The sequence below is a fragment of the Steroidobacter sp. genome (genome assembly GCF_036402275.1).
GTDB lineage: Bacteria > Pseudomonadota > Gammaproteobacteria > Steroidobacterales > Steroidobacteraceae > Steroidobacter.
Genome location: NZ_DASWTF010000003.1, coordinates 1 through 26,422, shown reverse-complemented (window position 1 = coordinate 26,422; position 26,422 = coordinate 1). Strand labels below are relative to the sequence as shown.

Annotated in this window: 24 protein-coding genes and 1 pseudogene; 10 read left to right on the top strand and 15 right to left on the bottom strand. The window is 61.8% G+C overall.

Annotation, left to right across the window (positions count from 1 at the left end; genetic code table 11):
• Positions 1-381: 381 nt before the first annotated feature.
• Genes VGD45_RS01520 through VGD45_RS01505 form a run of 4 tightly spaced genes read right to left on the bottom strand, consistent with a single transcriptional unit; the run spans position 382 to position 6,634 of the window.
• Complete coding sequence (locus VGD45_RS01520) at positions 382-1,701, bottom strand: sensor histidine kinase (RefSeq protein WP_331153499.1); 1,320 nt, start codon at positions 1,699-1,701, stop codon at positions 382-384.
• Between the two features lie 28 nt (positions 1,702-1,729).
• Positions 1,730-2,440 carry a response regulator transcription factor gene (locus VGD45_RS01515; RefSeq protein WP_349263185.1) on the bottom strand — a complete coding sequence of 237 codons (711 nt, stop codon included), beginning with the start codon at positions 2,438-2,440 and terminating at the stop codon, positions 1,730-1,732.
• Positions 2,430-5,471, bottom strand: a complete 3,042-nt coding sequence (locus VGD45_RS01510) for an efflux RND transporter permease subunit (protein ID WP_349263184.1) — start codon at positions 5,469-5,471, stop codon at positions 2,430-2,432. The genes VGD45_RS01515 and VGD45_RS01510 overlap by 11 nt, the downstream gene beginning before the upstream one ends.
• A complete protein-coding gene (locus VGD45_RS01505) occupies positions 5,471-6,634 on the bottom strand; it encodes an efflux RND transporter periplasmic adaptor subunit (RefSeq protein ID WP_331153496.1) in 1,164 nt (387 codons plus the stop codon). The genes VGD45_RS01510 and VGD45_RS01505 overlap by 1 nt, the downstream gene beginning before the upstream one ends.
• A gap of 147 nt (positions 6,635-6,781) precedes the next feature.
• Between VGD45_RS01505 and VGD45_RS01500 the strand changes: the two genes are divergently transcribed.
• Positions 6,782-7,405 carry an NAD(P)-dependent oxidoreductase gene (locus VGD45_RS01500; protein WP_331153495.1) on the top strand — a complete coding sequence of 208 codons (624 nt, stop codon included), beginning with the start codon at positions 6,782-6,784 and terminating at the stop codon, positions 7,403-7,405.
• Entirely contained in the window at positions 7,402-8,190 is a 789-nt protein-coding gene (locus VGD45_RS01495; RefSeq protein WP_331153494.1) for a MipA/OmpV family protein, read from the top strand. Before VGD45_RS01500 ends, VGD45_RS01495 begins: the two co-directional genes overlap by 4 nt.
• 2,075 nt (positions 8,191-10,265) lie before the next feature.
• On the opposite strand, the pseudogene VGD45_RS01490 reads toward VGD45_RS01495, so the two are convergent.
• Positions 10,266-11,054: pseudogene (locus tag VGD45_RS01490) on the bottom strand (winged helix-turn-helix domain-containing protein); the annotation flags it as partial.
• 134 nt (positions 11,055-11,188) lie between these two features.
• On the opposite strand from VGD45_RS01490, the gene VGD45_RS01485 reads away from it, so the two are divergent.
• Complete coding sequence (locus tag VGD45_RS01485; protein WP_331153493.1) at positions 11,189-11,329, top strand: hypothetical protein; 141 nt, start codon at positions 11,189-11,191, stop codon at positions 11,327-11,329.
• A 165-nt stretch (positions 11,330-11,494) separates the two neighbouring features.
• On the opposite strand, the gene VGD45_RS01480 is transcribed toward VGD45_RS01485, so the two are convergent.
• The 7 genes from VGD45_RS01480 to VGD45_RS01450 all read right to left on the bottom strand — a co-directional run bounded on the left by VGD45_RS01480 (position 11,495) and on the right by VGD45_RS01450 (position 17,128).
• Positions 11,495-12,391 carry a VWA domain-containing protein gene (locus tag VGD45_RS01480; RefSeq protein WP_331153492.1) on the bottom strand — a complete coding sequence of 299 codons (897 nt, stop codon included), beginning with the start codon at positions 12,389-12,391 and terminating at the stop codon, positions 11,495-11,497.
• Positions 12,388-12,924, bottom strand: coding sequence for a hypothetical protein (locus VGD45_RS01475; RefSeq protein ID WP_331153491.1), 537 nt, complete (start codon positions 12,922-12,924; stop codon positions 12,388-12,390). The genes VGD45_RS01480 and VGD45_RS01475 overlap by 4 nt, the downstream gene beginning before the upstream one ends.
• Positions 12,921-13,928, bottom strand: coding sequence for a vWA domain-containing protein (locus VGD45_RS01470; protein WP_331153490.1), 1,008 nt, complete (start codon positions 13,926-13,928; stop codon positions 12,921-12,923). Before VGD45_RS01470 ends, VGD45_RS01475 begins: the two co-directional genes overlap by 4 nt.
• Positions 13,925-14,788, bottom strand: coding sequence for a hypothetical protein (locus tag VGD45_RS01465; RefSeq protein WP_331153489.1), 864 nt, complete (start codon positions 14,786-14,788; stop codon positions 13,925-13,927). The genes VGD45_RS01470 and VGD45_RS01465 overlap by 4 nt, the downstream gene beginning before the upstream one ends.
• On the bottom strand, positions 14,785-15,639 hold the full coding sequence (locus tag VGD45_RS01460; RefSeq protein WP_331153488.1) for a hypothetical protein: 855 nt from the start codon (positions 15,637-15,639) through the stop codon (positions 14,785-14,787). The genes VGD45_RS01465 and VGD45_RS01460 overlap by 4 nt, the downstream gene beginning before the upstream one ends.
• A 2-nt stretch (positions 15,640-15,641) precedes the next feature.
• Positions 15,642-16,664 carry a MoxR family ATPase gene (locus tag VGD45_RS01455; protein ID WP_331153487.1) on the bottom strand — a complete coding sequence of 341 codons (1,023 nt, stop codon included), beginning with the start codon at positions 16,662-16,664 and terminating at the stop codon, positions 15,642-15,644.
• Between the two features lie 131 nt (positions 16,665-16,795).
• Entirely contained in the window at positions 16,796-17,128 is a 333-nt protein-coding gene (locus VGD45_RS01450; RefSeq protein WP_331153486.1) for a hypothetical protein, read from the bottom strand.
• A 352-nt stretch (positions 17,129-17,480) separates the two neighbouring features.
• Between VGD45_RS01450 and VGD45_RS01445 the strand changes: the two genes are divergently transcribed.
• The 4 genes from VGD45_RS01445 to VGD45_RS01430 all read left to right on the top strand — a co-directional run bounded on the left by VGD45_RS01445 (position 17,481) and on the right by VGD45_RS01430 (position 19,670).
• A complete protein-coding gene (locus VGD45_RS01445) occupies positions 17,481-17,816 on the top strand; it encodes a hypothetical protein (protein WP_331153485.1) in 336 nt (111 codons plus the stop codon).
• A gap of 51 nt (positions 17,817-17,867) precedes the next feature.
• Positions 17,868-18,635 (top strand): PDZ domain-containing protein, encoded by a 768-nt coding sequence (locus tag VGD45_RS01440; RefSeq protein WP_331153484.1) that lies wholly within the window; start codon positions 17,868-17,870, stop codon positions 18,633-18,635.
• 183 nt (positions 18,636-18,818) lie between these two features.
• Entirely contained in the window at positions 18,819-19,148 is a 330-nt protein-coding gene (locus VGD45_RS01435) for a VCBS repeat-containing protein (RefSeq protein ID WP_331153483.1), read from the top strand.
• Positions 19,149-19,310: 162 nt separating this feature from the next.
• On the top strand, positions 19,311-19,670 hold the full coding sequence (locus tag VGD45_RS01430; RefSeq protein WP_331153482.1) for a hypothetical protein: 360 nt from the start codon (positions 19,311-19,313) through the stop codon (positions 19,668-19,670).
• Between the two features lie 609 nt (positions 19,671-20,279).
• Here the strand turns inward: VGD45_RS01430 and VGD45_RS01425 are convergent.
• Both VGD45_RS01425 and VGD45_RS01420 read right to left on the bottom strand, forming a co-directional pair.
• Entirely contained in the window at positions 20,280-20,720 is a 441-nt protein-coding gene (locus VGD45_RS01425; protein WP_331153481.1) for a type II toxin-antitoxin system VapC family toxin, read from the bottom strand.
• Complete coding sequence (locus VGD45_RS01420) at positions 20,717-20,965, bottom strand: ribbon-helix-helix protein, CopG family (RefSeq protein ID WP_331153480.1); 249 nt, start codon at positions 20,963-20,965, stop codon at positions 20,717-20,719. The genes VGD45_RS01425 and VGD45_RS01420 overlap by 4 nt, the downstream gene beginning before the upstream one ends.
• A 55-nt stretch (positions 20,966-21,020) precedes the next feature.
• Here VGD45_RS01420 and VGD45_RS01415 point away from each other — a divergent pair, with 55 nt between their 5' ends.
• The 3 genes from VGD45_RS01415 (at position 21,021) to VGD45_RS01405 (ending at position 25,410) form a co-directional block, all read left to right on the top strand.
• Complete coding sequence (locus VGD45_RS01415) at positions 21,021-22,070, top strand: hypothetical protein (RefSeq protein ID WP_331153479.1); 1,050 nt, start codon at positions 21,021-21,023, stop codon at positions 22,068-22,070.
• Positions 22,071-22,356: 286 nt separating this feature from the next.
• Complete coding sequence (locus VGD45_RS01410) at positions 22,357-24,939, top strand: M36 family metallopeptidase (protein WP_331153478.1); 2,583 nt, start codon at positions 22,357-22,359, stop codon at positions 24,937-24,939.
• A 63-nt stretch (positions 24,940-25,002) separates the two neighbouring features.
• On the top strand, positions 25,003-25,410 hold the full coding sequence (locus tag VGD45_RS01405) for a hypothetical protein (protein WP_331153477.1): 408 nt from the start codon (positions 25,003-25,005) through the stop codon (positions 25,408-25,410).
• Between the two features lie 84 nt (positions 25,411-25,494).
• Here the strand turns inward: VGD45_RS01405 and VGD45_RS01400 are convergent, their stop codons facing one another.
• Complete coding sequence (locus tag VGD45_RS01400) at positions 25,495-26,391, bottom strand: putative Ig domain-containing protein (protein WP_331153476.1); 897 nt, start codon at positions 26,389-26,391, stop codon at positions 25,495-25,497.
• Positions 26,392-26,422 lie beyond the last annotated feature (31 nt).

The following is a 26,422-nucleotide window of genomic DNA, read 5'->3' as shown; positions in this document are numbered from 1 at the left end:
GCACTGGCTTATCACGCAGCAGCTGCACGACGAGATCCGCGCGATACTCCACGGGTCGTACTTCCGTGAGATCGGGCGAGTGAATGCGTGCGTTCGTGTAGCGCGGCAACTCGACGTTCAGGGCTGATTCCAATAACTCCGGCGCCAGCGACGGGCGATTTCGGAACAACTGCAGAAGCGCCTCATGCAGGTGGGACGGCATGCAACGACAGTAGCGCCGTGCCGTTGTCGCGAGACGCGAGTTACTGGCTGGTTTGCCGGGTTAACACCCCAAGAGGGAGCCGATGGCTGTTTATTGTGCAGATTGAGAAAATGCCATCGAGAAATTCCAACGCGGAAACGCCGACCACGCACCAAATACAGAGCAAAGAAGCGGCAGCTTTATCCCCGCGCGCGTTCAGCGCTGGCGGTGGACACGACGAAGCAAGCGCCGGTCGGCGCGGCTTCATAGTAGATCTGCCACCGATGCGCCTGGCAGATTTGTTTGCAAATCGTCAGGCCGAGCCCGGCGCCGTTGCTGTCCTGGCCTTCGGCGCGCCAGAAGCGCTGGAATAGGTGAGGCTCGTCGGCCTTGGTCACGCCAGGGCCTTCGTCGCGGACTTTGAAGCCGTGAGGGCCCACGCTGACTCGCACGGCGCTGCCGGGGGGGGCGTGGTGAATGGCGTTCTCGAGCAGATTCTTGACGAGAACGAAAACAGCGCCGCGGTCGGCATCGATGACAGTATCGTCGGCTTCCATTTCCAACTCGACACGAACTGAATGCTGGTCGGCGAGACGCTTGAGATACTCCACTGCTTCCCTGACTTCGGCTTGTAGGCTGATCGGCGTGAACGTGTAGTTGTGGCCTTCGCTCACTTCCGCGAGGTGCAGCAGCTGATGAACGATGCGCGCCATCAGAGCGGTGTCTCGCAGCAGGTACTCAGTGTTGGCCGCGCCGCCGAGCTCGATCTCGGCCTGGAGCAACGCCAGCGGTGTTTTGAGCTCGTGCGCCGCGGAGGCGAGGAATTCCTGTTGCACGCGGAAGCCGACTTCCAATCTCTCCAGCGCCGCGTTGAAAGATACGATCAAGGGTACGAGCTCGGTGGGAAGCCCGTCGGTTCGCAGGCGCGTGGCCAGGTTCTGAGGACCGATGCGTGCGGCCACCTCCGATGCCTGGCGCAAGGGCCGGACCATCCGATTGACAGTCAGATACACGACCAAAGTGAAGGTGCTCAACGCCAGCAGAATCGTGACGAAGCGCGAGCGCAGGTAGAGCTCATCGGCGTAATCGTTGAGCGTCGTGACGAGCCGATCGCTGCGGGCCACGCGAATGGTGTACGGCTCGCCCGCACGCGTCATCTGCTCTTGAGTCACTTGCAGACGGATGTCAACGTCGCCGCTACGAATTGTGGTCGTTCTCGCGTCCGGCTGCATGGACAGCAACGCCGCCACCGCGGGGCCGTCGGTGCTTTGGGTCGCGATCCTGCCGTGGCGATCGAGCACCACATACGCAGCGTCCTTGGGCATGGCGTCATAGAGATTGGCCTGTTCTGGAGACAGGGCGATACCAGCCTTGCCCGAGGCATCGACCCTCAAGCCGGTGTCGATGCGCTCGACTTCGTCCGCCAGCTCCTCACGCAGCATGGCGCTCGTCGATCTAGGCCAGAGCAAACCGGACATGACTGCCGCGCCAGCGAGGTTCGCCGCCACTATGCCGATCATGGCGGCCATCATCAGCCTGGAGGTCAACCTACGAGGCAGCATCATCTTCCTTTAGTGCGAAACCGAGATTGCGCACGTTGACGAGCGACACGCCCGAGTTGATGGCGCCGAGTTTCTTGCGCAGCCGATGCAGGGCGACATCGAGTGCGTTCGGCGTGACCGCCTCGTTCAAGCCCCACGCCGCCGCCTCCAGTGTGGTTCTGCGCACCGGCTGCCCGGCAGCTCGCACCAGGCAGATGATGATTTGCAGCTCCGCCGGCGCAAGGGTGATTGTTTCATCCGCGCAGCTCATCTGGCTGCTCGCGGGCAAAACATGGAGTCGTTGATAAGTGAGTTGCGGATCGACGATCTCGGGCGGCCTGCGCATCAAAGCACGCACGCGCGCGGCGAGCTCCTCCATCGCGAACGGCTTCGCCAGATAGTCGTCCGCGCCGGCATCCAGCCCATCCACCCGATCGCGGAGCGCGTCGCGGGAAGTCAGCATCAAACAAGGGGTTAGATTGCCGGAAGCGCGCATGCGACGAACCAGATCCAGGCCGTCGCCGTCCGGGAGTCCTCGATCGATCACCGCTACAGCGTACGATTGGTTGCCAATGCCGTGCCAAGCCGATTCCATGGTGGCGAACGTGTCCACGGCGATTCCAGCGGCGGCCAGTCCGCGTTCCACCAATGTGGCAAGACGCGCGTGGTCTTCCACCAAAGCGATCCGGCTGTGTAACTTGGAAGTGTTATCGAACATATCGTGCAGGAGCGTGACGAAGCCAGTGCTCCGCATCGTCCACGTAAGTAAAGATCACTGGCACCAGAAACAAACTCAAGAAAGTGGAGACGATCAAGCCACCGATGACGGCGACCGCCATGGGCTGGCGGAAGCTGGCGTCCGCGCCGAAGCCAAACGCGATTGGCAGCATGCCCGCAATCATTGCAAACGTCGTCATGACGATCGGCCTCGCTCGCATGCCACACGCTGCGATCAACGCGGGCCCACGTTCGAGCGCGCGCTCGCGCATCGATGTGACGGCGTAGTCGACGAGCAGGATGGAGTTCTTGGTCACTACACCCATCAACATCACCAGTCCGATCATAGCCGGCACGTCCAGCGAGATGCCGGTGAGCGCCAGAGCGATGAACGCGCCGCCCAGTGAGATGGGTACGACCGATAGAATGGTGACGGGTTGGAAGACATCTTTGAACAGCAGCACCAGCACACAGAACATGCACAGGACGCCGGCGCCGATCGCGGTCACGAACCCGCCGGCAAGCTCCGACGCCAGTTCGGAATCCCCGTCTTCGATCAACCTTACATTCGAGGGCAGGGTCTGAGTGACGGGCAGGCCAGCCACGGCGGCATTCGCATCGCCGAGCGCGGTCTCGCCGAGTCCGGCGCTGATTCTCACATATCGCTGTCGATCGTAGCGCTCCAGTTGCTGCGGGCCGCTTTCGATGGACAGGGACGCGATGCTCTCGAGCGGAACGGTTCCGACGCCAGCGCGCACCCTGAGTTGGCCTATGGCGTCGAGATCTCGCCGGTAACTGTCGGGAATGCGCACGCGTATCATCAGCTGACGATTGTCCAGATCGAGCCTGGCCAATCTGGCGTCGAAGTCGCCGCCCAACGCAATGCGTACAGTTTCAGCGATGGTTGCGGTGTCCACGCCGACTTCAGCCGCGCGCCGGGCGTCCGGACGGACGATCAGCTCGGGGCGGTCGAGGCTTGCGGTGGAGATGACGTTCGACAGGCCTGGGACTGCGCGCATCTGTAGTTCCATCGTCTGCGCCGTGGCTTCGAGGACGCGGGCGTCCTCGCTCGTGAGAATGAGCGATAACTCTCCGGCATTGTCACTGCCGCTCACAGTGAACCGTGCGCCAGGTACTGCAAAGAGCCGCTCCTGGACGGCTTTTTCAATTTCCTTTTGGGTGGGCCTCGCGTCACGTGGGGCAAGCATGAGCGTCAACAGTGCTCGTCGCGCCTCGGGCGCTTGCTGATCGCCGGCGGGTTCGCCTGCGACTGAGAAGACGTGTGCGATTCCGGGCACATCGGCCAGAACGGATCGGACTGCCTCCACGGCCGAAAGCGAATCGTCCAGCGAGGCTCCCGGCGGCAACTCCAGGCTGACCTTCACGAAACCTCTGTCGGAGGCGGGAATGAATCCAGTCGGGATGTAAGGCACCAGCGCGAACGAGCCGATCAAGAAGAGCACGGCCGTGGCCATCGTCGTCCCTCGGTGTGCGAGACACCAGTTCACGGCGGCAAGATAGCGTCGCATCAGCGGCCCGTGGTCGTCGGATTTCGCGGAATGATTCTTCAGCCAGTGAACGGCGAGCAGCGGCGTCAATAGTCGCGCTACGAGCAGCGACGCGAGCACGGCGATCACCGCGGTCCAGCCGAACTGCCTGAACAACATGCCGGCGATTCCCGGCATCAGCGCGGTGGGCAGGAAGACCACCACGAGCGTCAACGTCGTGGCGGCGACCGCCAGTGCAATCTCGGTCACTGCATCGCTGGTTGCCTCCAGCAGAGTCTTTCCTTGTCTGCGATGTCGCTCGATGTTTTCTATCTCGACGATCGCGTCGTCGACCAGAATGCCCGCGACCACCGCGAGCGCCAGCAGGGTCAGGGTGTTGAGCGAGAAGCCAAGCGAGGGCATCAGCGCGAAGGTGGGCAGGATCGATAGCGGCAAAGCGACCGCGGCCACCAACGTCGCGCGCCAGTCGCCCAGGAACCACCAGACCACCAGGATGGCGAGGAGGGCGCCTTCGAACAGCATCTGCATGGAGCCGCGAAACTGCTCGGTGGTGTACTCGACGCTGCCCGAAACCAGAGTCGCCCGGAAGTCCGGATGCGCGATTCGAAGGTCCGCGAGCGCGCGCTCGACCTGCTCGGCGATCACGGTTTCATCTTTGCCTTTGGCGCGATAGATATGAAAGCCGACCACGGGCGCGCCGTCCAGCAAAGAGACCTGCTCGCGATCCCGAAAGCCGTCGGTGATCGATGCGATGTCGCCCAAGTAGAGATGCCGGCCATTCATGAGGGGAACGGCCGTTGTCGCAAGCTCGTCGGCCTGTCGGACCGCGCCGAGCGTACGCATCGAAACGTCCGCGACGCCCAGCTTCGCAATGCCGCCGGACGCCTCCAGTTGTACTTGTCTCAATCCACGCGACACATCGGCGACCGTCGCATCCAGCGCGGCCAGCTTCACCGGGTCGACTTCAACGCGAATCTCTCGCTGCACTCCGCCGATACGCTCGACTCGGCCGACGCCCGGCAGGGCGCGCAGCGATTTGTTGACGACATCGTCGATGAGCCACGAAAGCGCCTCTTCATCGAGCGTCTTGGACGACGCCGCGTACGTGAGAATGGGGCTGCCGCCGACCACGTCGGCGCTGATGGCGGGCTGCTCCACATCGGCGGGAAGATCGGATCTGATCCGGTCCACCGATTCCTTGACCTCGGTCAATGCTTCCGAAAGCGGCTTGCCGATCTCGAACTTCGCGGACACGTGCACCACGCCGTCGCTGATGTTGGTGCGCAGATGTTTGAGCCCGACTGTGTTGCTGATCGCGTCTTCAACGCGACGCGCCACCTCTGTCTCCAGTTGCGCCGGAGCCGCGCCCGGCTGGGTGAGCACCACGTCGACGGTGGGCAGATCGATCTCCGGCAGATTCTTTATCGGCAGCTGCGTGAAGCCACGAATACCGGCGATCACGAGCAGGCTGAACGCAAGCAGGACCGGAATCGGATTCCGGAGGGACCAGGTCGCAAGATTCATCATCGTCCAGCATCCGTGTCCGCGACTGGCTGCGTTTGTTTCGACGCTGAATAACGTTCCAGAGGTTTTACAATCCTCACCCGGTCGCCATCGGACAGAAAGCCCGCTCCGCTTTCGGCTATGTCCACGCCCTCGGCCAGGCCCGATACGACTTCGACGAAATGTTCTTGCCTGCGTCCGACCTTGACAGCGTGTGCGGTGACGCGAGCCGTATCGCCTTGCCGGGCGACGACGAACGCATAACTTCTTCCATCGCGCACCACGATGGACGATGACGGAACCACCAGCGCCGCAGTGGTGGCGAGTCCAATCTTGCCCGCCGCATACATGCCAGCCCGTGCATTGCTGCCCGGATGGATATCTGCATAGACCAGCGCCATTCTCGAATCGGCGCTGAGTGTCGGCGCGGCTTGTCGTATCGTGGCGGCGGCCTTGGTGCCGTCAGGCAGCATCAGTTCGACCGATTGTCCTTTCCCGATGCCCTTGAGCTGCTCGGCGCTGGCTTCACCGCGCCATTCGAGGCGCTGCTGACGAATCAGTCTGAACAGCGCTTCGCCCGACGCCACGACGGCGCCGACCGTGGCGGTGCGCTCGCTGATGACACCGTCGTCCGATGCTCGTAACACGGCGTAGGAGAGTTCCACCTGCTTCGCATTCAGTTCGGCCCGCGCAGACTTCACCATCGCGGCGGCGACTTCGGCCTGAGTGATGGACGCGAGAACGGACTGTTCGCTGAGTGCGCCGCTGGGACGAAGACTTTCGGCGCGCTGCGCATCGCGAGTTGCCTGAACGGCTTGGGCTTCGGCCTGCGAGAGTCGGGCGCTGAGTCGGTTCACATCCGCGCGCAGTAATGCGTCATCGAACCGTGCGAGCACCTGACCTTTCCTGACCACATCGCCAACGTCCACTTCGATGCTGGCGAGGCGCAAGCCACTGAGCGGAGCGCCGACCACGGACTCTTGCCATGGCGTCACCGCGCCAGAAAGGGTGACTGTCTGAGCCCACGACTCACGCTTGACCGCCGCAACCGAGATCGTCAGCGCCACGGGCTCGGCTTCTTTATCAGAGACATCTCCCCGACTCGAGGTCATGCGCAAGCCCGTGACCAGCGCGACGGCGGCAAGCGCGAGTATCACGACATAACGTTTGCGACGTAACGACAAAGATGTCTCCAAACGACAACGGTGGCGGAAGGCACTTTGCAGTCGTTCGGGTTACTGGCGACTTACTGAAAACCGCCAGGCGGTAAGGTCCGAGTAAGAAGGCGTGACGGACACTGCTCCGACCCTCACATCGAGGATCCCGGAACCATGAGCGCCCTCGAGCAAGCCACGTACAAAGTCGACTCCGATGCCGAAATGCGCATCGCCGCCGTTGCCGAACGAACCATCGGATCGATGCTGGCGCTGGGACATCGCTTTCGTCAGGGTCAGGCCAGCATCAATCGCGGCTCGTTCACGAGCACGCTCGGAACGGCGCTCTGCCGTAAAACCGTAGGTGTGATCGGTCTGGGCCGCGTCGGACGCGCGGTCGTGAGGCGGCTGGCAGCTTTCGATTGCACGATTCTGGTTCACACACCGCGGCACGACGCGGAACTCGCGTCGCGCGCAGGTTTCGAATATGCGGATCTTGTCGCCGTTTTGTCACAAAGCGACTTTGTGACGTTGCACGCGCCATTGGTGCATGAAACGCGTTTTCTCATCCGCGAACAAACAATCCGATTGATGAAGCCCACCGCGTTCGTCTTAAACATGGCGCGTGCTGGTTTGGTCGAAGACCGCGATCTGTTGCTGGCGCTCGAGAACAGGGAGCTGGCCGGCGCCGGACTCGACGTGTTCATGAGCCAGTCCGATCCCAGTTACCACCATGTGACGCACGAGCTGGCGTCTCTGCCCAATGTCATTGCCTTGCCTATTCGAGGTTCTTTCGCTTGAAGCACTACACATCGCATTCGCTTGCGGTTTTGGCCACCCTGGCTGCGTTCGGCGCATCCGCCGAGGAAAGCGCGCCGGAGCGGAGCTCCCGATGGGGGCTCGGACTCGGCGCGATCGCCAGTGACAATCCATACGCCGGGCGCGGCGCGCGTTTCACGCCGTTTCCACTGATTACTTATGACAGCAAGCGATTCTTCTTCCAAGGAATCACTGCCGGCATCCATGTGCTCGACACCAGCGCGCTGGAGATCGATCTGATCGTCGAAGCCAATTTCGACGGCATCGACGCCGACCAGTTCGGCGCTCGGGAGCTCGCCGAGAATGGCATCGACCGCGATCTGCTGTCGGATCGCAAGGACAGCGCCGACGCCGGCTTCGATGTGAGTTTCGAGGGTCGTTACGGTGAGCTGAAATTTCAGGCGCTCGCCGACGTGCTCGACGCGAGCGGCGGCTACGAGGTGAGCGCGAGCTATGGCTATCCGCTGCCGCTGGGCGAGCGATTGGTCCTGACGCCCACTATTGGTGCGAGATGGCTGTCAGCGGATCGGGCGGATTATAACTACGGCATTCTCGATGAAGAAGTCGCCCGAGGCGTCCGCAACTATCGGCCCGGCGACGCGATCATCCCGGAAGTAGGCATCGACGTGACTTATAGCTTCTCGTCGCGTTGGCTGCTGCTGGGCAATGTCAAATATCGATCGCTGCCGAGCGAGCTCGAGGACAGCCCGCTGCTCGACTCCGACCAGTCGGTCCGTTTGTTCATCGGCGTGATGCGAGCGTTCTGAGTGTGACCGAGCTCGCCCAGTAGCTGCGCCGCTGCCTGCAGATCGTGAGTATCGAAGCCTTCGGTGAAGCGATCGTAGATGCTCGATAGCAGGTGACGCGCCTGCTCGCGGTTGTTCTGTCTGATTCGGATGCGCGCCAGCGATAAGGCGGCGCGCAATTCCCACGAGACAGCCGACTGACGACGCGCAATCCGACACGCCCGAGCCAAAAGGCGCTCGGCGCGTCCTTCGTGAGTGGGTGCAATCGAAAGCAGTGCATTTGCCTGAACGCGCAACAGCTCAGGCAACTGCACGGTATCCGCGCCGCCGACGGCATTACGCCTGGCGGCGCGGATGACAGTCAGCGCTTCTTCCGGACGCCCAGCAACCGTCAACCCGTCCGCAATCGAGCAAGCAACAAACGTCCTCACTGCATCCACTCCGTGATCGCGCATCTGTTGCAGGACCCCGGTCAGCACGGCCATCCCGCGTTCGGTTTGTCCGCGCCCGATCAGCAATGCCCCCTGCATCGCGTTCGCTACCGCGTGCATAGGCTTGAGCAAATGCCAATGAGTGTGGCTCACGAGTTGATCCAGGACGTCTTGCGCCGCGTCCCAATGACCGCACCACAGATAGACCGGCGTCGTGAAGATCAAGGCAAAGCAGGTATCGAGAGGCTTCCCTGACTTCATCGCCGTTCCGGTGGCCTGCCGTGCGGTTGCAAGCGCTCGCTCCGGAAAGCCGGACAGCCATAGTGCGCGAGACATGGTGACCAACCCGCGCACCCGATGATCGTTGCCGCACAATTGTAAGTTCCGGTCGCCGGCGCGGACGAAGCCCGCCTCGAAGTGTCGGTTCGCCGCCGCTTGATCGCCAAGGAAGTGCCAGGCCGCACCTTGCATCAGCTCCGAGATCGCGAGACACGACACGTCATTCACCTGTATCGCGGCGGCATGCCATTCTTTGGCAGCCGCGAGGGCGCCGCGAAAGTCGGCGACGCGTGTAAGAAACAGATGTCGAGTGGCAAGCATGCGCAGGCGATGGGGTGGATCGTCGAGAGGATCGGCGAGCTCGAGGGCTCGCGCGATGCCGGATAACACGTCATCGCTGCTACCGTGTATCCACATCGACGAAATTGCCCAGGTGCTCCTTAGTAGCATCTCGCGCCTGCCACCGCGCGTGGACTCATCGAGCGCAGCGAGTCCAGCCGCGCTCCATCGGTACGATTCACTCAACAAGGACAACTCGAAGAACACCGGAGCAGCGGCGGCGGCGAGGTCGACCGCAAGCGCCACATCGAAATCTTTTTCGCCACGAGCGAAGCACCACTCGAGCGCGGCGCGAACGTTGCCAAGGTGTTCTCTCAGCGCGTGAGCGCGGCCGGTGTATTCCAGGTCGATGAGCCCACCGTGGCGCGCATTGAGAAGCGACGTGAAAAATTCTGCGTGACCTCGCGCAGTGACGGCAGCCTCGCCGTGCTCCTGCAGTTTCTCCAAGCCGTAGATTCGAGTCGTTTCGAGCAGCCGGTATCGCGCCGTACCTTCATCGCTCGATCGAACGGAGAGCAGAGATTTGGCGACCAGAGCATCGAGCGTGTTGAGCGTCGCGGATTCGTTTGCAGCTCCGCCGTGAACGACGGCGCTCGCCGCCTCCAGAGTGAAGTCACCGACGAGGACGGACAGTCTGCGCAGGGCAGTCTGCTCGATCTCGGGTAAAAACCAGTAACTCCAGTCGAGCAAGGCCCGCAGTGTCTGATGGCGGGGCAGGGCCGTGCGTCGTCCGTGCCAATCCAGGCCGAGATTCTTGTTCAGTAGATCCGCAGTGGCCATCAGGCCGTGACTACCGACTCTGCCCGCCGCAAGCTCGATGGCGAGCGCAAGGCCCTCGAGCCTGCCGCAGATACCGGCCACGAGGAGCGCACTCTCATCGGTCAGCTCGAAGCGGCCGCCACCGGCGGCAGCGCGTTCCATGAAAAGCTGCACGGCCGGGAACGCACGCACGTCGCTCGCCGTCATGCTGGAGTCCGGTGACGGGCTCGCCAGCGCGGGCAGCCAGTAGGCGTGCTCGCCCTCGACTCGCAGCGCTTCGCGACTCGTCGCGAGGATATGAACGCCGCGCGCGTCCTTGAAAATCATTTCGGCCAGCGTGGCGATCGGATCGATCACGTGCTCGCAATTGTCGAGCACCAGCAGGATCCGCAGCGTTCGAAGGTACTCGAGCACCGTTGGCACCGCGTCCTCAGTCTGCACCTGCAGACCCAGCGAAGCAGCGATGGTCGCGGCCACCAGTTTTGGATCGGCGACCGCGCCCATGTCGACGAAACATACCGCGCCGGCGAACTCCTCCAGCATGGAGTGGGCGACGGCGATCGCGACGGTCGTCTTGCCCATGCCGCCGGGCCCGATGATGGTGACGAATCGTTCGGCCAGCAGATCGGCGGCGATGGCGCGTACGTGCTGTTCACGGCCCACCATACGGGACAACTGCGGGGGCAAGACCTGCCGCTTGCGTGCGGCATCGGGAAATTCCGGCGATGGTGCCGGCGACGAGACGGAGGTTTCGCGAGTGAGCGGGGCGACGAAACAATAGCCTTGTCCCGTGACGTTCTCGATATAACGAGCGCCGCCCTCACCATCGCCGAGCGCCTTGCGCAGAGCGCTCATGTGCACCCTGAGATTGCTCGGGCCGACGACCAGATCGCGCCAGACGCGCGTGGTCAGATCCCGTTGACTGACCACCTTGCCGGCGTGCTCGACCAGCACAATCAAAATGTCGAGTGCGCGATCTCCCAGAGCGAGTGGCGCCCCGTTGCGTTCGATGACGCGTTTCGCGGGGGAGAGCCGAAATGGCCCGAATGAGATGGTCCCGCTGTCCGAGCCGTTCATGGGTCTACTCCGACTGCGGCCAGAGCCAGCGAGAATATTCCTATTCCCATGGGTTGCAAGACTTGACCGGCCCTCCGGCATGTGGGCGTGAATTGCTGGAATGCTTCGCGGCGATATCCATCTGGAGATTCTGTTTGGTATGCACCGAGCTGTCCGTATGGAGCGGCCTCCAGGGTTATCTGCTCAAAGGCGATGTCGCTCGCGCGTTCAACATTCCCTCGCCGGGCGTCGCTTTGCTGGTCCAGCCGGCGGCGCCGTCCATGTCGCGTTACTGAGAGGAGGTGAGGTCATCGAGCTGACTGGCTCGGCGCCGCGTTGAGAGTTCCAGTTCCCGTCGCCTGGAAACGGTCGATTACAAAGCAGGCACGCTGAGCATCGATGGTCATCGACGCCAGCAGCAACTCGCTGGTCTGTCCTTCCCCCGGTCGCTCGGGAGATGTTTAATCCGGCCGGAAGCGCATTGCCAGCAACAACACAGCGATGGCAGCGGGTAGCCAGTACAGATCGGTGGGGGTCGGCCGGCGTCGGGCGAATCGAGGGTCGCGTAGCGTCTCGCTGAGCGAAGTGGGCCCGCTGAGACGCGCGTAGTTGAAGCCGACTCGGTCCGCAAGCGCTTGCAGATGCGGCTCGCGAAGTGCGGACAGGTGCTCCGTCGCTGGAGCGCGGGTGTCGCCGAAGGCGCTCATCTGAACGACTTCGTGGGCGCGCCAATAACCCTGACGATGTCCCTCTTCGTCGATGCGCGGGATCGGGCTCGGCTCGTAAGCTCCCGCGCCGATCAACCAGCCGCGGATCGAATCTTTCTGCAGATCTTCAAGGACTCGGGGCGGGTAGTCCGGATCGAGCGGCGGCGCCTCTTGCCCGTCGCTGATAAAAACGATATCGGGGCGCTGATTTGTTTCTTGAGCGGCCAGCACCGACCAGTACACGCCTTTGGTGATCTCGCTCGCATTGGACCAGCGCATCCGGCCATCGATTTTCTCGAGCGACGCCAGCAGGTCGTTGTAATGCGCGCAGACCTCGACGGGAGCGAGCAACAGTATGGTCCGATATCCGGTGAAGGCCGCCCAACCGACGCGAGAGCCACAAGGCAGGTCCCGCAACGTGCGACGAGCGGCCTCGTGTGCATAAGCCAGGCGGCTGACAGGTCCGCCATCGAGTTGGTAGTCCTCGACGTTCATGCTCTGACTGATGTCGAAGACGACGATGTACTCATAGGCATCCCGCGGCAAGTCGACGGGCGGCATGACGAGCGCAACCAACAGCAGCATCAACGCGAGCGCAATGGCGCGCGAGTCCTTGTCCACCGCCATGCGAAGCGAGGGGAGGCGGATCATGGCAGGTCGATCCTCACGCCTTGTAGCGTGCTCACGCTCTGTTCTCTTTCCGGGGGTTCTTCTTTTTCTTCTATTTCCTGTTCGATCTCCGGCGCCAGCTGCAAGGCTCGCGAAAGATTGTATCGAGCATCCCAGTCGAGCGGCCGATCGCGCAGTACGTCTCGATAGCGTTGTTTTGCCAGCTCGATGAGCGGCAGCGACCTGAACGCTTCGCTTGCGCCGTTCTCGAGTGCGTCACGCATATACAAGTTGCCGAGATTGTAGAGCGCGGCCTGGCGCAGATCGCGGCGGTCGCCTTCGATCAGCCCTTTGTATGCTTTCACCGCCTCGTCGGACTCTCCGGCCCGGGCAAGCGCCACTGCGCGTGCGAAGCGAGCTTCCGGTACGGTTGCATCGACGTTCGATACGCGCGCGCTCGCAATCGCCGCATTGGTGCGTTCGATGTCGTTCAGGCGCACAGCGTGGTACGCAACCAGGCTCCCGCACAAGAGTGCCGCCAGTCCGAACCCGCAATGAACGATCGATCGCCTCATTGCCAGCTCCGCATCAACATGGATCGATACAACAGCAGCAGCGCACACGAAAACGCCGCGAAGGCGATGAAATGACGGCTGTAGTCCTGGCGTGGAATCTGTTCGAGAAAGTCGAGCGGCAGGTTCTGCTGTCGCCCGACGTCGGCGACCGCTCTGGCCAGATCCTGCGGCTCCTCGGCCTGATACGCGCGATAGGGCGTTTGTAACGATTGGAAGAAGCGGTGCAGGGCGATCGCGGGCGCATTCTCCCAGCGTTCATCGGTCGTATCGATGGTGGGGCTGTTGTAGGAACGCAGGTAGATCCAATAGAGCGCGATCCGATTGCGCAACAGGCCCACTCGGATCCGTTGCATGATGTCGTCGTCCAGATTGGCGCCGCCATCCGACACCAGCAGCATGATTCGACTGCCCGAGTAAGCGCGTTGTTCGAACTCGGCGATGCCTGCGATGAGCGCTGGGCCGACCTCCGTACTGGCCAGCCCACGGCCAGTGCCTCCCGCCGCGATTCCTGCTTGCATCACTGCATCGTGCTGAGTGAACGGCACCACCGTCAGCGGCCGGTTGCTGAAGTAGAGCAGAGAGAAGCGATCATCGGGACGCTGCGCGACGAACTGTGACAGCAGTTCGCGCGCCACTTCCGCTTTCTGGCGGCCGCGGTGATGTATCAAAACGGTTGGATCGATCTCCCTCCAGTTGGCGGGCAGCATGTGATCGTCCATGCTACGACTCCGATCCAGAAGCACCAGGATCTCCGCGCCTCTGCCGGTGCGCTGTACTTGAGTTTGCGGCCGCCCAGGCTGGGCCAGCGCAAGAATGCTGCTCGCCAGAGCGAGCACCGCAAACACGGGCCAAAGCCAACCGATGACTCGGCCCACACGATCCGTCGGCAGCCATGCGACAGAGGGGAACGCGAGAGTGTCCCGCCTTCTGCGTAGCAGTGGCAGCAACGCTAACGGGAGCAGTGTCAGCACCCATGCATGCTCGAATGTAAGTACGCTGCTCACTGCGCGTGTCGCCGTTCGATTCGACGCAACTCGTGACAGAGTCCGCGCACCGAGACGAGATCGCTCGGCGGCCCGGCGCCGAAGAATCGCTCGCTCGACTGGGAAAAGAAACGTTCGATTTCCGTTCGCCGCGGCTGCAAATGCGGGGCACGCTCGAACAACGCGGGCAACGTTTCTAACTGGAGGACACGACCGGCGGTCTGATCGAAGGCTCGGTGCAGCGCTTGCCACGCCTCGGGCCTGCTGTCGTCGATACGCTGCAATTCGCGCAGCGCGCGGGCAAACGGCCGGTCGAGACTGTCCCGCCAATTGCGCCAGCGCAACCATCCGATCCACACAGCCAATGTGAGGCCCAAGGCTATCGACCAGAGCAGCAGCATCGCCCGCGTCGGCGCCGTGTCAATCAGCGATACCTGACGATCGGGCCTGAGCTCGGCGGAGGAAACATTCGGCACCAGTGGGGCGACGCTGATCGGCGCGGCCGGAATCTTCAGCTTTGCTTTGCTTGCCTTCGTCTCGAGCTCCCACGCGGGCAACTGGACCGTGGTCACCGTCTGCGGCGCGTTGATCAGCTGATAGTCGACGACGAGCCAACGACGCTCGGCCGTAGCCGTTTCGATTCTGGGCGCGCGCCGCTCGAACCAGATGTTTACGCGCTGGACCGGAGGTAGTGTGATGGGCTCGAACTCCAGCTCTGGCGTCGTCAACAGCACTCGTTGTGTCACCAGATCGCCAACGACGTAACCGAACGGCCGGGGTTGCTCGACGATGGCGCGCTCAGGCTGTTGGGCTCCAGTCGCGGTTGTCGCGGCCAATGCAATCAGCACCGCGATCCACCACGTTCTCGCCCCGAGGCTCATGCGGTGGCCTCGAAGAAATAGTGCGACAGCGCGTCGCTGTCGAATTCGCCGCTCATATAGAAAGGGCGAATTCCATGGGCGGCGAACAGCCCGTTCAGTTCCGCGCGTCGATGCTCCACTGCTTCTTGCCAACGCGCACGCATGCGTGGCCGCAACCAGACGGTGCTTCGACTGCCAGACTCCACATCTCGCAAGGGCATGAGCCCGTCGTGCTTCGGTGGCTGTATCTCGACCGGATCCCAGACCACGAGCGGTACGATGTAAGAGTGCGCCAGCAGACTCAGCACGCCGTCCAATCGATCGAGCGACCAGTGAAAGTCGGATGCCAGAAAGATCAAGCCCTGGCGTCCGGCCAGATGCAGCGAGGCTTCTTCCAATCCGTCGGTGCTTCCCGCCGTGCCTTCGCACTTCGCCAGCATCGAAGCCATCATCTCGCCCACGCCACGGCTCAGCAGCGCTGGAACGAAAAGGTCGGAACGCTCGTGAGCATCGAAGGCGAGCATGCCTAGCGCATCGCCGAGACGGAACGCGCTGTGCCCGAGGGCTGTCACGAAGTCCGCCACGACCTGCAATTTCGATTTGGGAAAGCCGAAACTCATCGATGTGGAAACATCGGCGATGACGTAGACCGGCACACTGACCCGCTGACGATTGACTCGCACCAGCCAATCTCGCCGGACTTCACGCAGACTGGCGCGAAGATCCAGCCGGCGCGGATCCGGCCGGTCATAAAGGCTCACGTGCGAGACGAACTCCTGGCCGGCGCCGAAGCTCGAGCCCGGATGCGAGCCAGGTCGCCAACCACCGGATCGGCGCGGCAACCTGTAGTGAAACTCGCGTGAGGTGCTCATCGTCAGCGCGGGGTGGAGACGTTTTCCAGAATTTTCGAGATGAGCGCGGGGGCGAGTTGCGCACGCCGCAGCTCGTAGACCGGCGTGAAGAACACACGGTGGCCGAGCGTCCAGGGAGCCACAGCATGGATGTCTGCTGGAGTGATGTGAGTTCGCCCGGCGAGCCAAGCGACAACTCGCGCGGCGCGCGTCAGAGACATCATGCCTCGCGGGCTCACTCCGGCGAGGATCAATTTCGGCATATCGACCCCATCCAAGCGCACACCGAAGCGCTGCGGGTCGTGGCTCGCATCCCATAAATCCAACACGTAACGTTCGAGCGATTCGCTCGCATGAATACTGCGCTGGATCGCCGCCCCGATCTCGTTGAGCTCCTGCCACGGCAAGATGGCGGGCGCCACTCGTTCGAGCAGCTGGTCGACATCGTGAAAGTCAGGATCGAACACCAGCGCGCGGCGTATATCTGACGCCGCGGGCGTGGGCATGTTCAGCTCGAACATGAAACGGTCGCGGGCCGCGGAGGCGAGCTCGAAGGTTTCTTCCTTCTCCACCCGGTTCCGGTCGGCGAACACGATCATGTGCGGAAACCGATACTCCCGATTGAACGCGGAGACGGTGCGCTCGGCCATCGCCCGAAGCAGCAGGGACTGAACCTGCGGGCGGGCGCGGTTGATCTCGTTGAAGAAAAACGTCGCCAGCCGTTCGCCATGCCGAAGCAACGGGCCGGCCTCGATGCGCGGCTTGCCTTCAGCGTCGACGTAGGTGTGATAGACGAGATCGCCAGGCATCAGATCGACCGTGCCCTCGACACGCTCGAAATCCCCGCCGATGGCGCGAGAAAACGCGCGCAGGATGGTCGTCTTGCCCACCCCGACATCGCCTTCGAGCAGCACGTGCCCGCGGGCGAACAGCGCCACGTTGATCAGCCTGATGATGTCGCGCTGGCCAATCACGGCCCTGCCGACCTCGTCCTCGACACGTAATGCCCGATCCTGCCAATCTTGCAGCCGTTCGTCGAAAGCCATCGGACCCTCGCCGGTGAGAATCTACCGAGCTGCGACGCCGCGGTCGATCCTAACTCTACTGGCGAGGGCCTGACTAGATTTTCGCGTCCGAATCTACTTTCCGTACCGGCGGATTCGTAAACGCCGGGTACTCACTTCGCGACGAAGATGTCGTGCAGGAAACACTCCTCAAAGACCCGAGTGCCTGGGTTGTCGTCCGCCCGGACGTAGACATTGGCTTCCGTCGTGAATGCCAGCATCGCTGTCGCGTAAGCGGATTTGCCGCTGGCTGTTTCAATATCCAACCAGTAGCGATTCCCGCAGGTGCCCACAGACTGCGCCATCCCGACGAAGGCGTACTTGCCTTCGGCTCGCAAGCTGACGACTTGACCGACGTTTGTGAGCAAGGCCGCCTGCGCATCCGATAAGGCGAGCATGGTCATGAGGGCAAGCGGGAGTGCGGCGGCGACGGATCTTTGTTTCATCGGGCGTCCTTGAACGATCGTTGCGATCCTTTGTGTTGGCGCGCTGAATTTGCTTTTTTCCTCATCCTTTTGTCAAGCGCCCGGAGGCGCTGTTTCTTCGAACACGCACGAGGCGTTCAGTGAAAACCTGATTTGCGCATGCCTTGCATTGAGGTCGTTGACAAGCGTTCGTTGCGCAAGCAACTTATCGCCATAAAGGCTAAGGACGGCGAATAACAAACTTTCCCGCCATGCAGTCTCCACAATATTCGTTGCCCGCGCGAACTCGGGTCGCGCCGCGGAGTGTTATTTATTTACGGCAGTGAACGGTGGTCCGAGCCGTCGGTGCAGATCGTCGAGGTAAGGAAGCTTTATGAAAAAGTGGAAGGTCACAGCCCTGTTGCTGCTCATGGCGTTGAGCGGCAGCGCACAGGCGGACCGCTACTGGCAAGGCACGGTGAACTATTTGATTCAGCGGGCTTCGGACGGGCTGATTTGGGTGCAGCTCAACGGCTCTGCGAGTGGAACGGGTTGTGGGACCGCCAACTACTGGATCATCAGAGATGAAACCTCCGAGGCGGGCAAGCGGCAGTTCGCGATGCTCATGCTCGCGTATGCATCCGGCCAGCAGGTGGTGCTTACGAGCATGAACAGCTGCAACCGTTGGCCGGGCGCCGAGGACATCAACGAAGTCCGGCTGGTGCAGTGATCGCGCCATCAGCGCTCAACGTCAAACATTGCACGGATAGGCGGCACGACTGTGAATCGCTTTCGGCGCGAGGTGGCGGAGATGGATCGCCGCCGTTCGCTCGTCATGCGCGGATCTTCGCTCGCAGGCGCAGTCGTGCTCACGATCGCCGCTTTGTGGGGCGCTGGTTTGCCGCCAACGCAGTGGTGGGCGTGGGTGAAAGGCAAAGAGAGCCAGCCCGTCGAAACATCGGCCCGCACACCGTCGGCGAGCGCAACTACGCCTCTCGCCACATTGCCAGCAGCCATAACGCCTGCAAGCAACCTGCCGCCGGGTACGGACTCCTCGCTCTCGATCGAGCGCCATGCACTATTTCTGGTTGCTACGTCGCCCGGCCGCAATGAGCATGAGGGAACAGCGAAAATCGGCACGAATCCAGATAATCCGCAGACGTACGTGGCGGGTGCGTTGCTCGCTAATGGCGCGCGACTCACTGAGATCCACCGCGACCATGTCGTGATCGCTCGGGGCGATGCTTCCGCGCAGCTGCCGCTGTACTCGAGAACCAATGTGATGGCGCCGCCAAGCGTGGAGCTGCTGTCGGTCGGCGGCGAGCGGCAATCGCCGGTGTCTGTCGCAGTCACACGCGACGTGCTTACCGATTACATACGCCCGAGCCCCGTCTATGACGGGGAGTCGTTGCTCGGTTACCAGGTTTATTCAGGAAAAAAATCAGGTGTATTCGCGCAGCTGGGCCTGCAAGCAGGCGACGTGATCGTCGCCATCAACGATGTGACGTTATCGGACCCACAGCAGGCGATGGAACTGTTCAACGTTTGACGCGCGGTAGCGCAGTGACCGCTACCGTCAAGCGAAACAATGCGACACGGAGACTGGCGCTCGACGGTGCGGTCATTCTCGCTGATCAGGATGCCAATCGGAATGTCACGGCGCAGTCACAGCCAGCCGGCTTGCCGCCAATGTAGAGCCGCGTGGATGAGCTCAAGCGTGAGAGGGACGAAGATGAAGAAGATCGCCATGCTGGTGGTCATGATTTCGGCGGGACTCGGCGCCGCAACTGCGCTTGGGGCGACTGACTGGAGCACCGAAGACTACGATTTGTATCCGGGCGATTTCGATGGCGACGGCAAGACCGATTTGCTGTACGTCGCCAAGGATGCGGCCAGAACCAGCGGCATCGTCCGCTCCGACGGTTCGGGACCGAATATTCCCTTCCAGTCATGGCCGAGCAACTTCCTCGGCATTCCCTGGCACAGTAACCTCTACACAGTCGTCGTCGCCGATTTCAACGGCGATGGCACCGGACAGAGTGGAGTACCTGCTGATCCGTAATTAGTGCTTGACGCTCGCTAACCCGGCCCGCCGTGGCAGGCCCCGTTGGCTCGGATCGCCTGCTTTGGAACGTAGATCTTGCGACGGCACGATGGACGTGCCGCTGATGTTAGTTAGTTTGCTTATAGGACGGTACAAACGATGCTATTTCGGAAGGTTGCCATGTATGCCTTGGGGCTTGCCGCCGCATCTAGCGCCTGCGCAGGCGAGATCAAGGCGTCCAACCTCACGGTCGAGAGGGTACTCATCAATTCGAACCGCACCGCAAATCAAGCGCTGGTGGGTCAGATTTGGGTCAAGGTGAATAGGGACATTACAGAGATCAATGCAGGATGTCCGAGCAATTGGCATAGCCAGAACGGATACTTGGTTGCGGCATTCAAGGACGATCCCTATGCAAAGCAAATGCTGGCTGGACTGTTGACCGCAAAAGCGGCCGGTCTGACGATTACAGCATGGGTGGACGACACAAGCCGGAATGCCAGTGACATGTGCACCGTGACCTTTTACGAAATCGAGTAGTAGAAGCGGGCTCGCGGATGCGGTCGTTCCGGTGATGGGGGTTTCTTTGTTGATCGGGCCAAAAGGCTTACCTGCTCGCTTGCGCTCGGGTTCAGCGTCGTCGCCTGCCAGCATGTCGAATCAGGATCGGGTGGCGTGGTCGAAGATTATGTTGCCGACACATCGACGTAGACAACGGCACAGAGTTCGTCCTGGTCGACCGTCCAGACTCGTCAACCGTCTATTTGACTTACAACGACATCAGGTTCGATACGGACTGCCAGTCCTTCAAGAAGCTCGATCGATATCCTTACTTCGTCGTCAAAAATTTTCAGAGAGCTGCCGAGCGTTGACGAGTCCAGCTACGACGAACGGATCTCAATCTCGGGGCGCTTGCGTATTCGATCGACGTGGTAGGCGTGATCCACGGTGGGCGTTGCGCCAGCCGAGTTCAGCTCGATCACAGCGAGAACGGTGGCCGAGATCATGATGAACCCGGAAGCACCGAACACAGCGAGCCCGCTCACTTCTCGGGATGAGGTTCATCCTCTGATCAAAGCGTTGTCCGAACAATAGAGCGGACCGGCCGGAAGTACCTCGCTTTCGTGGCCGAAACGGACGTGGCGCGTTTCAGGATGTGCGCCTTTCGAGGGGATCGACCAGCTTGAGTCCACGGAACCGACGGAAGTCTCGATCGGTCGAGCACAGCGTCGCCCCTTGTTCCAAGGCGAGCGCAGCCAGAGCGGCATCGGTGAAAAGCGGTCCACTGACCTGCGCCTCGATAAGTAACCCGCGCAGAATACTCCAATACTGCTCGGTGGGTCCGACGAGCGTGACGTTCGGCCGCTCGAGCCACCGATCGACGATGCTGCAAGCCTGTTCGCTCGTTAGCGGCCGGCTCGATACACGTGAGTTCGTCGCGATACGAACGAATGAGAGTGCGGTCTGCCACGGCAGGGCGACGGGCTCGACGCCGTTAAACGCCTGTTCCAGCCAGATGCGGCACGCCTCGTGATGAGGAGAGTCGCTGTTATAGGCGTACAGCAGGATATTCGCGTCGAGTAGCTTCATCGATGCTCGTGGCCTTCGGCATCTTCGAGCAGAGCGCCGATGTTGTCATATGAGCGGCCTGGCAGTAGGGCGCCCATCCGTACAGGCTCGACGCGAAAGGGTTCAGCCTTACTGGCGGCACGCCGTTGAGCCAGTCCGGCGCGCAGGTAGTCGTTGACGATCGCCTTGAAGGGACGTCCCGTCTTGCGCGACTCGGCCTGCAGGCGCGCGGCGATATCATCATCGAGTGTGAGTGTGGTGCGCATACACCATGATGCTACACGGAAGGCATCATGATGTCTAGATTGAGTCACCGCATACATGCTTTCCGCCGTTCTGCAGAAGGTGTGCGGAGCGAAGCTGATCGATTACTTGCGGCCGCGATTTTTCGATCCGTTGCAGATCGAGGACGCGCGATGGGAGGTTTGTCCGCGCGGCATCAATGCGGGCGGGTGGGGATTGAGCATGACCACGGAATCCGTGGCGCAGCTGGGTCAACTGTACCTGCAACGCGGGGAGTGGAACGGCAGGCAGCTGTTACCCAAGCAGTGGGTCGAGGAGGCGACGACGTTCAAGATACAGCAGCCGCCCGGCACGAATGGCACGTCGGCGAGCGCGACCGTGGCTCAGCTCAGGGAAACCAGCGACTGGCATCAAGGCTACTGCTATCAATTCTGGCGCAGTCGCCACCGCTCATTTCGCGGTGACGGCGCTTTCGGTCAGTTCTGTTTAGTGCTGCCGGAGCACGACGCCGTCATCGTCATGACGAGCCTCACAGCAGACATGCAAGGTCTGCTGAATCTGGCCTGGGAACATTTGCTGCCAGCCATGCACGACAAGCCGCTGCGCGAGAATGCAGCCGCTGCATCGCTGCTGTCCCGAGAACTGGCAGCGTTGGCTCTGCCTATCCCTGACGGCGCGCCGACTTCCGCGAACGCAGCCCGTGTAACGGGCAAGCGTTTTGCGATCGATCCCAACAGCCTCAGAGCAAGCAGCGTCTCGATGCGCTTCGAGAAGAACACGTGCGTGTTCGAGTTGCAGAGCGAGAATACAGCCCATCGCGTGAACTGCGGGATCGGCTCCTGGGTAGATGGCGTGTCCTCGATGCCGGGTACGCCGCCGGAGTTCACGGAGCTGCTCGGCAGAAGCTCCGGCCCTCAGTACCCCATCAAAGTCGCTGCCGCCGGCGCATGGGAGGATGAGAGCACGTTCGAGATGCGCTTGCGATTCTACGAGACGCCGCATTACGACACCGTGACATGCCGCTTCGACGGCGAACGTGTGCAGATTCAGTTCATGAACAACATCACCGCTCTAAGCGGCGGCGCGCACGCCGAAACGCGGCCCATCCTCGAGGGCCGCCTCTCCTGACGAACTGGGGGTCGTCTCTGGCGGTCCAGCGAAGTCAAACATCCGCACTCATTCGGTGCGGGTCTTGTCGACAAATCGGATCCGTGACATTTGGATGTGTCACGCGAGTCCATCCCCGATCCGTTCAGAGATAAAAAATATACCGCTGCGAAACCAACACTGACACTTCGGCGCGCGCCGCGGTTCGATGTAGGCAGCGAACTTCAACGTTGACAGGACATTTTCCCTCACGCTGAATCGCAACGGACCTAGTTTCCTCAAGGTTACTCACGGAAGGAGTTGCATCATGAACCGATGCCGAGGATTCAGTGTAGCGTCGATTTCACTCGCCTGTTGCTGGGCTTCGCTGGCAGGCGCACAAGAAATAGCACCGACGCAGGACGCCGAACGTCATTTCGACGCCAGGCTCGATCTCAACCGGGCATTCGTTGCTTCCCGGTCCGCGGCGGCCGTTCAGCCCGAAGCGATTCGGGGTCTGATCGCCAATGTGGAAGAGCTCACCGTCGAATCCAACGACACCACCGGTGCGGTGAGCACGCTGTCCAGCCAACGCGGCTATCTCACGGGCGCGGCGAGCGGCCGTCCGATGGAACTTGCAATGGCGTTCGTTCGCAGCAACGTCGCCGCGCTGGGACTCGAACCGGCCGACTTGCAAGGATATGCCGTGTCTGACGTGGTTTACTCGCGTGTGACGGGCGCCACGCACATTTACCTGCAGCAGCGTCATGCCGGGATCCCGGTCTATAACGCGCAACTGCAGGTTAACGTGAATCGAGACGGCCGCATCATCAGCGTGAACAATTCTTTTTTGCCGGGACTTGCGCAGTCGGTGCGTTCCCTGAAGCCCGGTATGCAATTGGCTGAAGCGGTGCGAGCGGCCGCGACGTTCTCGAACATCGCTGTGCCGGCGCAGTTCAAGGCTCTGCAAGGTTCTCGGGTGAGTCATGAGGGACTGTCGCTGACGCCGATCAACGGGCGGCTGATGCTGCTGCCCATTCGACGAGGCGAGGCGCGCCTGGTCTGGAATTTCCAGATCCATACCCTCGATGAGCAGCACACCTGGGACTTCACGGTCGACGCCGAGACCGGTCAGGTGTGGACGCGCTTCGACCAGACGGTCGCGGATCAATATCGAGTTTATGCGCAGCCGGTGGAAAGCCCGACGCACACGAGCCCGCTGCCTCCTTCCGACGGCCGCACGCTCGCAGTGAATCCCGCGAACAGCACCGCGTCTCCCTTCGGATGGCACGACACAAATGGCGCGGCGGGCGCAGAGTTCACGACAACCCAGGGCAACAACGTCGAGGCCTACACCGATACGGACAACAACAACTCGCCGGACACCGGTTCCAGCCCGAGCGGCGGTGCTTCGCTCAACTTCGACTTCGCCATCAACCTCGCCGGAGCGCCGAGCACTTACCGTCCGGCCGCGGTGACCAACCTGTTCTACTGGAACAACATCATTCACGACGTCCAGTATCAATATGGGTTCGACGAGGCGGCAGGTAACTTTCAGGTCAACAACTATGGCCGCGGCGGGGCGGGTAACGATTCCGTCAGAGCCGAAGCCCAGGACGGCGGCGGAACCAACAACGCCAACTTCGCCACACCGGCCGACGGCTCGCGCCCACGCATGCAGATGTATGTTTGGACCAGCCCGAATCCGGATCGCGACGGCGACCTCGATGCCGGCATCGTCGTGCACGAGTATGGCCACGGCATTTCCAATCGTCTGGTCGGCGGACCCTCTAACGTCAACTGCCTCGCGAATCGGCAGCAGCCCGGCGAAGGATTGTCGGATTGGTGGGCGCTTGCATATACGGCGAAGGCCAGCGACACGGGAGCTACTCCCCGTGGCATGGGAACTTATTCGTTGGGCCAGGCCACCACTGGCGCAGGCATTCGTACTCAGCGTTACAGCACCGATCCTGCCGTGAACACCTGGACGTACGCGAGCATCAACGGCATGGCTGTTCCGCATGGCGTCGGCTCGGTGTGGGCGCAGGCAGCGTGGGAGGTGTATTGGACACTCGTCGATCAATGGGGCTTCAGCTCGAATCTCTACAACGCCTCCGGTGGCTCAGGCAATCAACGCATGATGCTGTACGTCAACGAAGGCTTGAAGAACACGGCGTGCAGTCCGACCTTCACTCAAGTTCGCGACGGCATCATCCAGGCCGCGACAGACAATTATGGCGGCGAAGATGTTTGTCGCATCTGGGAAGCGTTCGCGGCGTTCGGTCTCGGCACCGACGCAGTCAGCGGCGGCTCTGGCAGCACCGCTCCGACGAATGGCTTCAATGTTCCAGCCTCGTGTCAGGGGGGCGGCGGCGATGTCGTGTTCGAAGATAATTTCGAGACCGACCTCGGTTGGCAGACCAACCCGAGCGGCACTGACACTGCTATCTCTGGAGCGTGGGAACGCGGTAATCCGGAGGACACAAACTCCAGTGGCGCGAAACAACTCGGCACTACGACCAGCGGCTCGAACGATCTGGTCACTGCTCGACTGGCGGGTGCGAGCGCAGGCGCAAACGACATCGACGGTGGCGTGACCTCGATTCGTTCACCGGCCATCACCTTGCCAGCCACGGGGACTCTGACCCTGACGTTCAGCCAGTACCTTGCTCATGGCAGTAACGCGACCAATGCTGACTTCCTGCGTGTGAGCGTGGTTGGCGCAACGACCAGCGTGGTGTTCCAGCGGCTTGCATCGGCAACGGATGTCGATGGCGCGTGGGCCACAGCGTCTGCCAGTCTGAATGCCTTCGCCGGTCAGACGGTGCGTTTATTGATCGAAGCTTCCGATGCAGGCACCGCAAGCCTGGTCGAGGCAGGCATCGACGACGTTCGCATCACGCAACAATGAAGTGTCGTTCTTTGACTTGAGTCGGCGCGGGCCCCGGCGGGCCCGCGCTGCTATGCTTCAAGCATGAAACTTCTCTTCCCGCTGCTGCTCACCGTCGCACTCGTTGCCTGTCGCTCGGCCGGCGCTCCTGCGTCTCACGCAGCGAGCCTCGATCAAGAAATTCAATTGGCTCCTGGCGAGCAGGCCGCTTTCGGTCAACAGGAACTCACTGTGAAGTTCGTGCGCGTGGCCGAGGATTCTCGCTGCCCGACCGATGTGGCTTGTGTATGGGCCGGCGAGGTCAAGGTGCAACTGTCGACCCAACTCGCCACCGCCAAACCCGCGCCACACGAGATCGCAGCAGGTCAGCACGCAATGGTCGGCGCATTCCGCCTGGTCGTCGTGCAGGTTCAACCCGAGCGAATCTCCACTCGCGAGATTTCGCCAGAGGAATATCGGGTCACGTTGCGAGTAGAGCGGCCCACCCACTAGCAAAAAAAACGGCGATCCAATCGGATCGCCGTTCGGATCGCTACGCGAGCTTCACCTCGCGTAGCGCCGGAGTTGTCGTTGCGATTACTGCACGACCTTGCTGAAGAGATTCGAGTTGCTGCTCTCGGCGCCGCTCGCGGTGTACGCGCGGACCGCGAAGTAATAGGTGCCGGGGGAGAGATTGTCCATCGTGTAGCGGGTGATGCCGGCGTTCGCGACCTGGACGGTCTGCGTCATCGTGCTCGGCGAGGTGCCGTAAACGATGCGGTAGCCGGCGAGGTTGGTCAGCGCGCTGCCGTCGTTGTTCTGGGTCGGAGGAGTCCAGGACAGCACGGCGCCGCCGTTGGAAACATCGACCACGTTGATGGAGAACGCGGGCAGCGTGGCAGTGGAGCGGCCGTCGCTCACGCTGATCGTGATGTTGCCATAGGAACCGACCTGCGAAGCGGTGGGCATGCCGGACAGCTGGCCGTTGGTGGTGTCGAACGTTGCCCAGCTCGGACGATTCACAATCGAGTAAGCCAGCGTGGTGCTGTCAGGATCGCTGACCGTCGGGCGGAAGCTGTAAGCGCTGCCCGCGTTGACAGAGCCGATCGGCGAACCAGAGATCGTCGGCGCAACATTCGTCGTGCTACGCACTGACGCGGTGATCGAGAATGCCGGCAAGGTCGCCACGTTCACGCCGTCGCTGACACGAATCTGGATGTTGCCCCACGAACCTGGCGACTTGGGATAGCCCGTCAGGCGACCGCTGTTCGAGCTGAACGCCGCCCACGACGGCTTGTTGACGATCGTGAACTTCAGGTTGCGGCCTTCCGGATCGCGCGCCGTCGGGCGGAAATCATAAGTGGTGTAGGTGTAGAGCGAGGTCGCCGGCGAGCCGCTGATGGTCGGCGGCAGGTTGACGGTCTGAGCCTCGGCGGTGGCGGCGATGGAAACGTAAGCGGCGAGAGCAGCGACGAACGACGTAGCGATACGCATGATTTGACTCCAGCAAGCACAGTTTTCGATG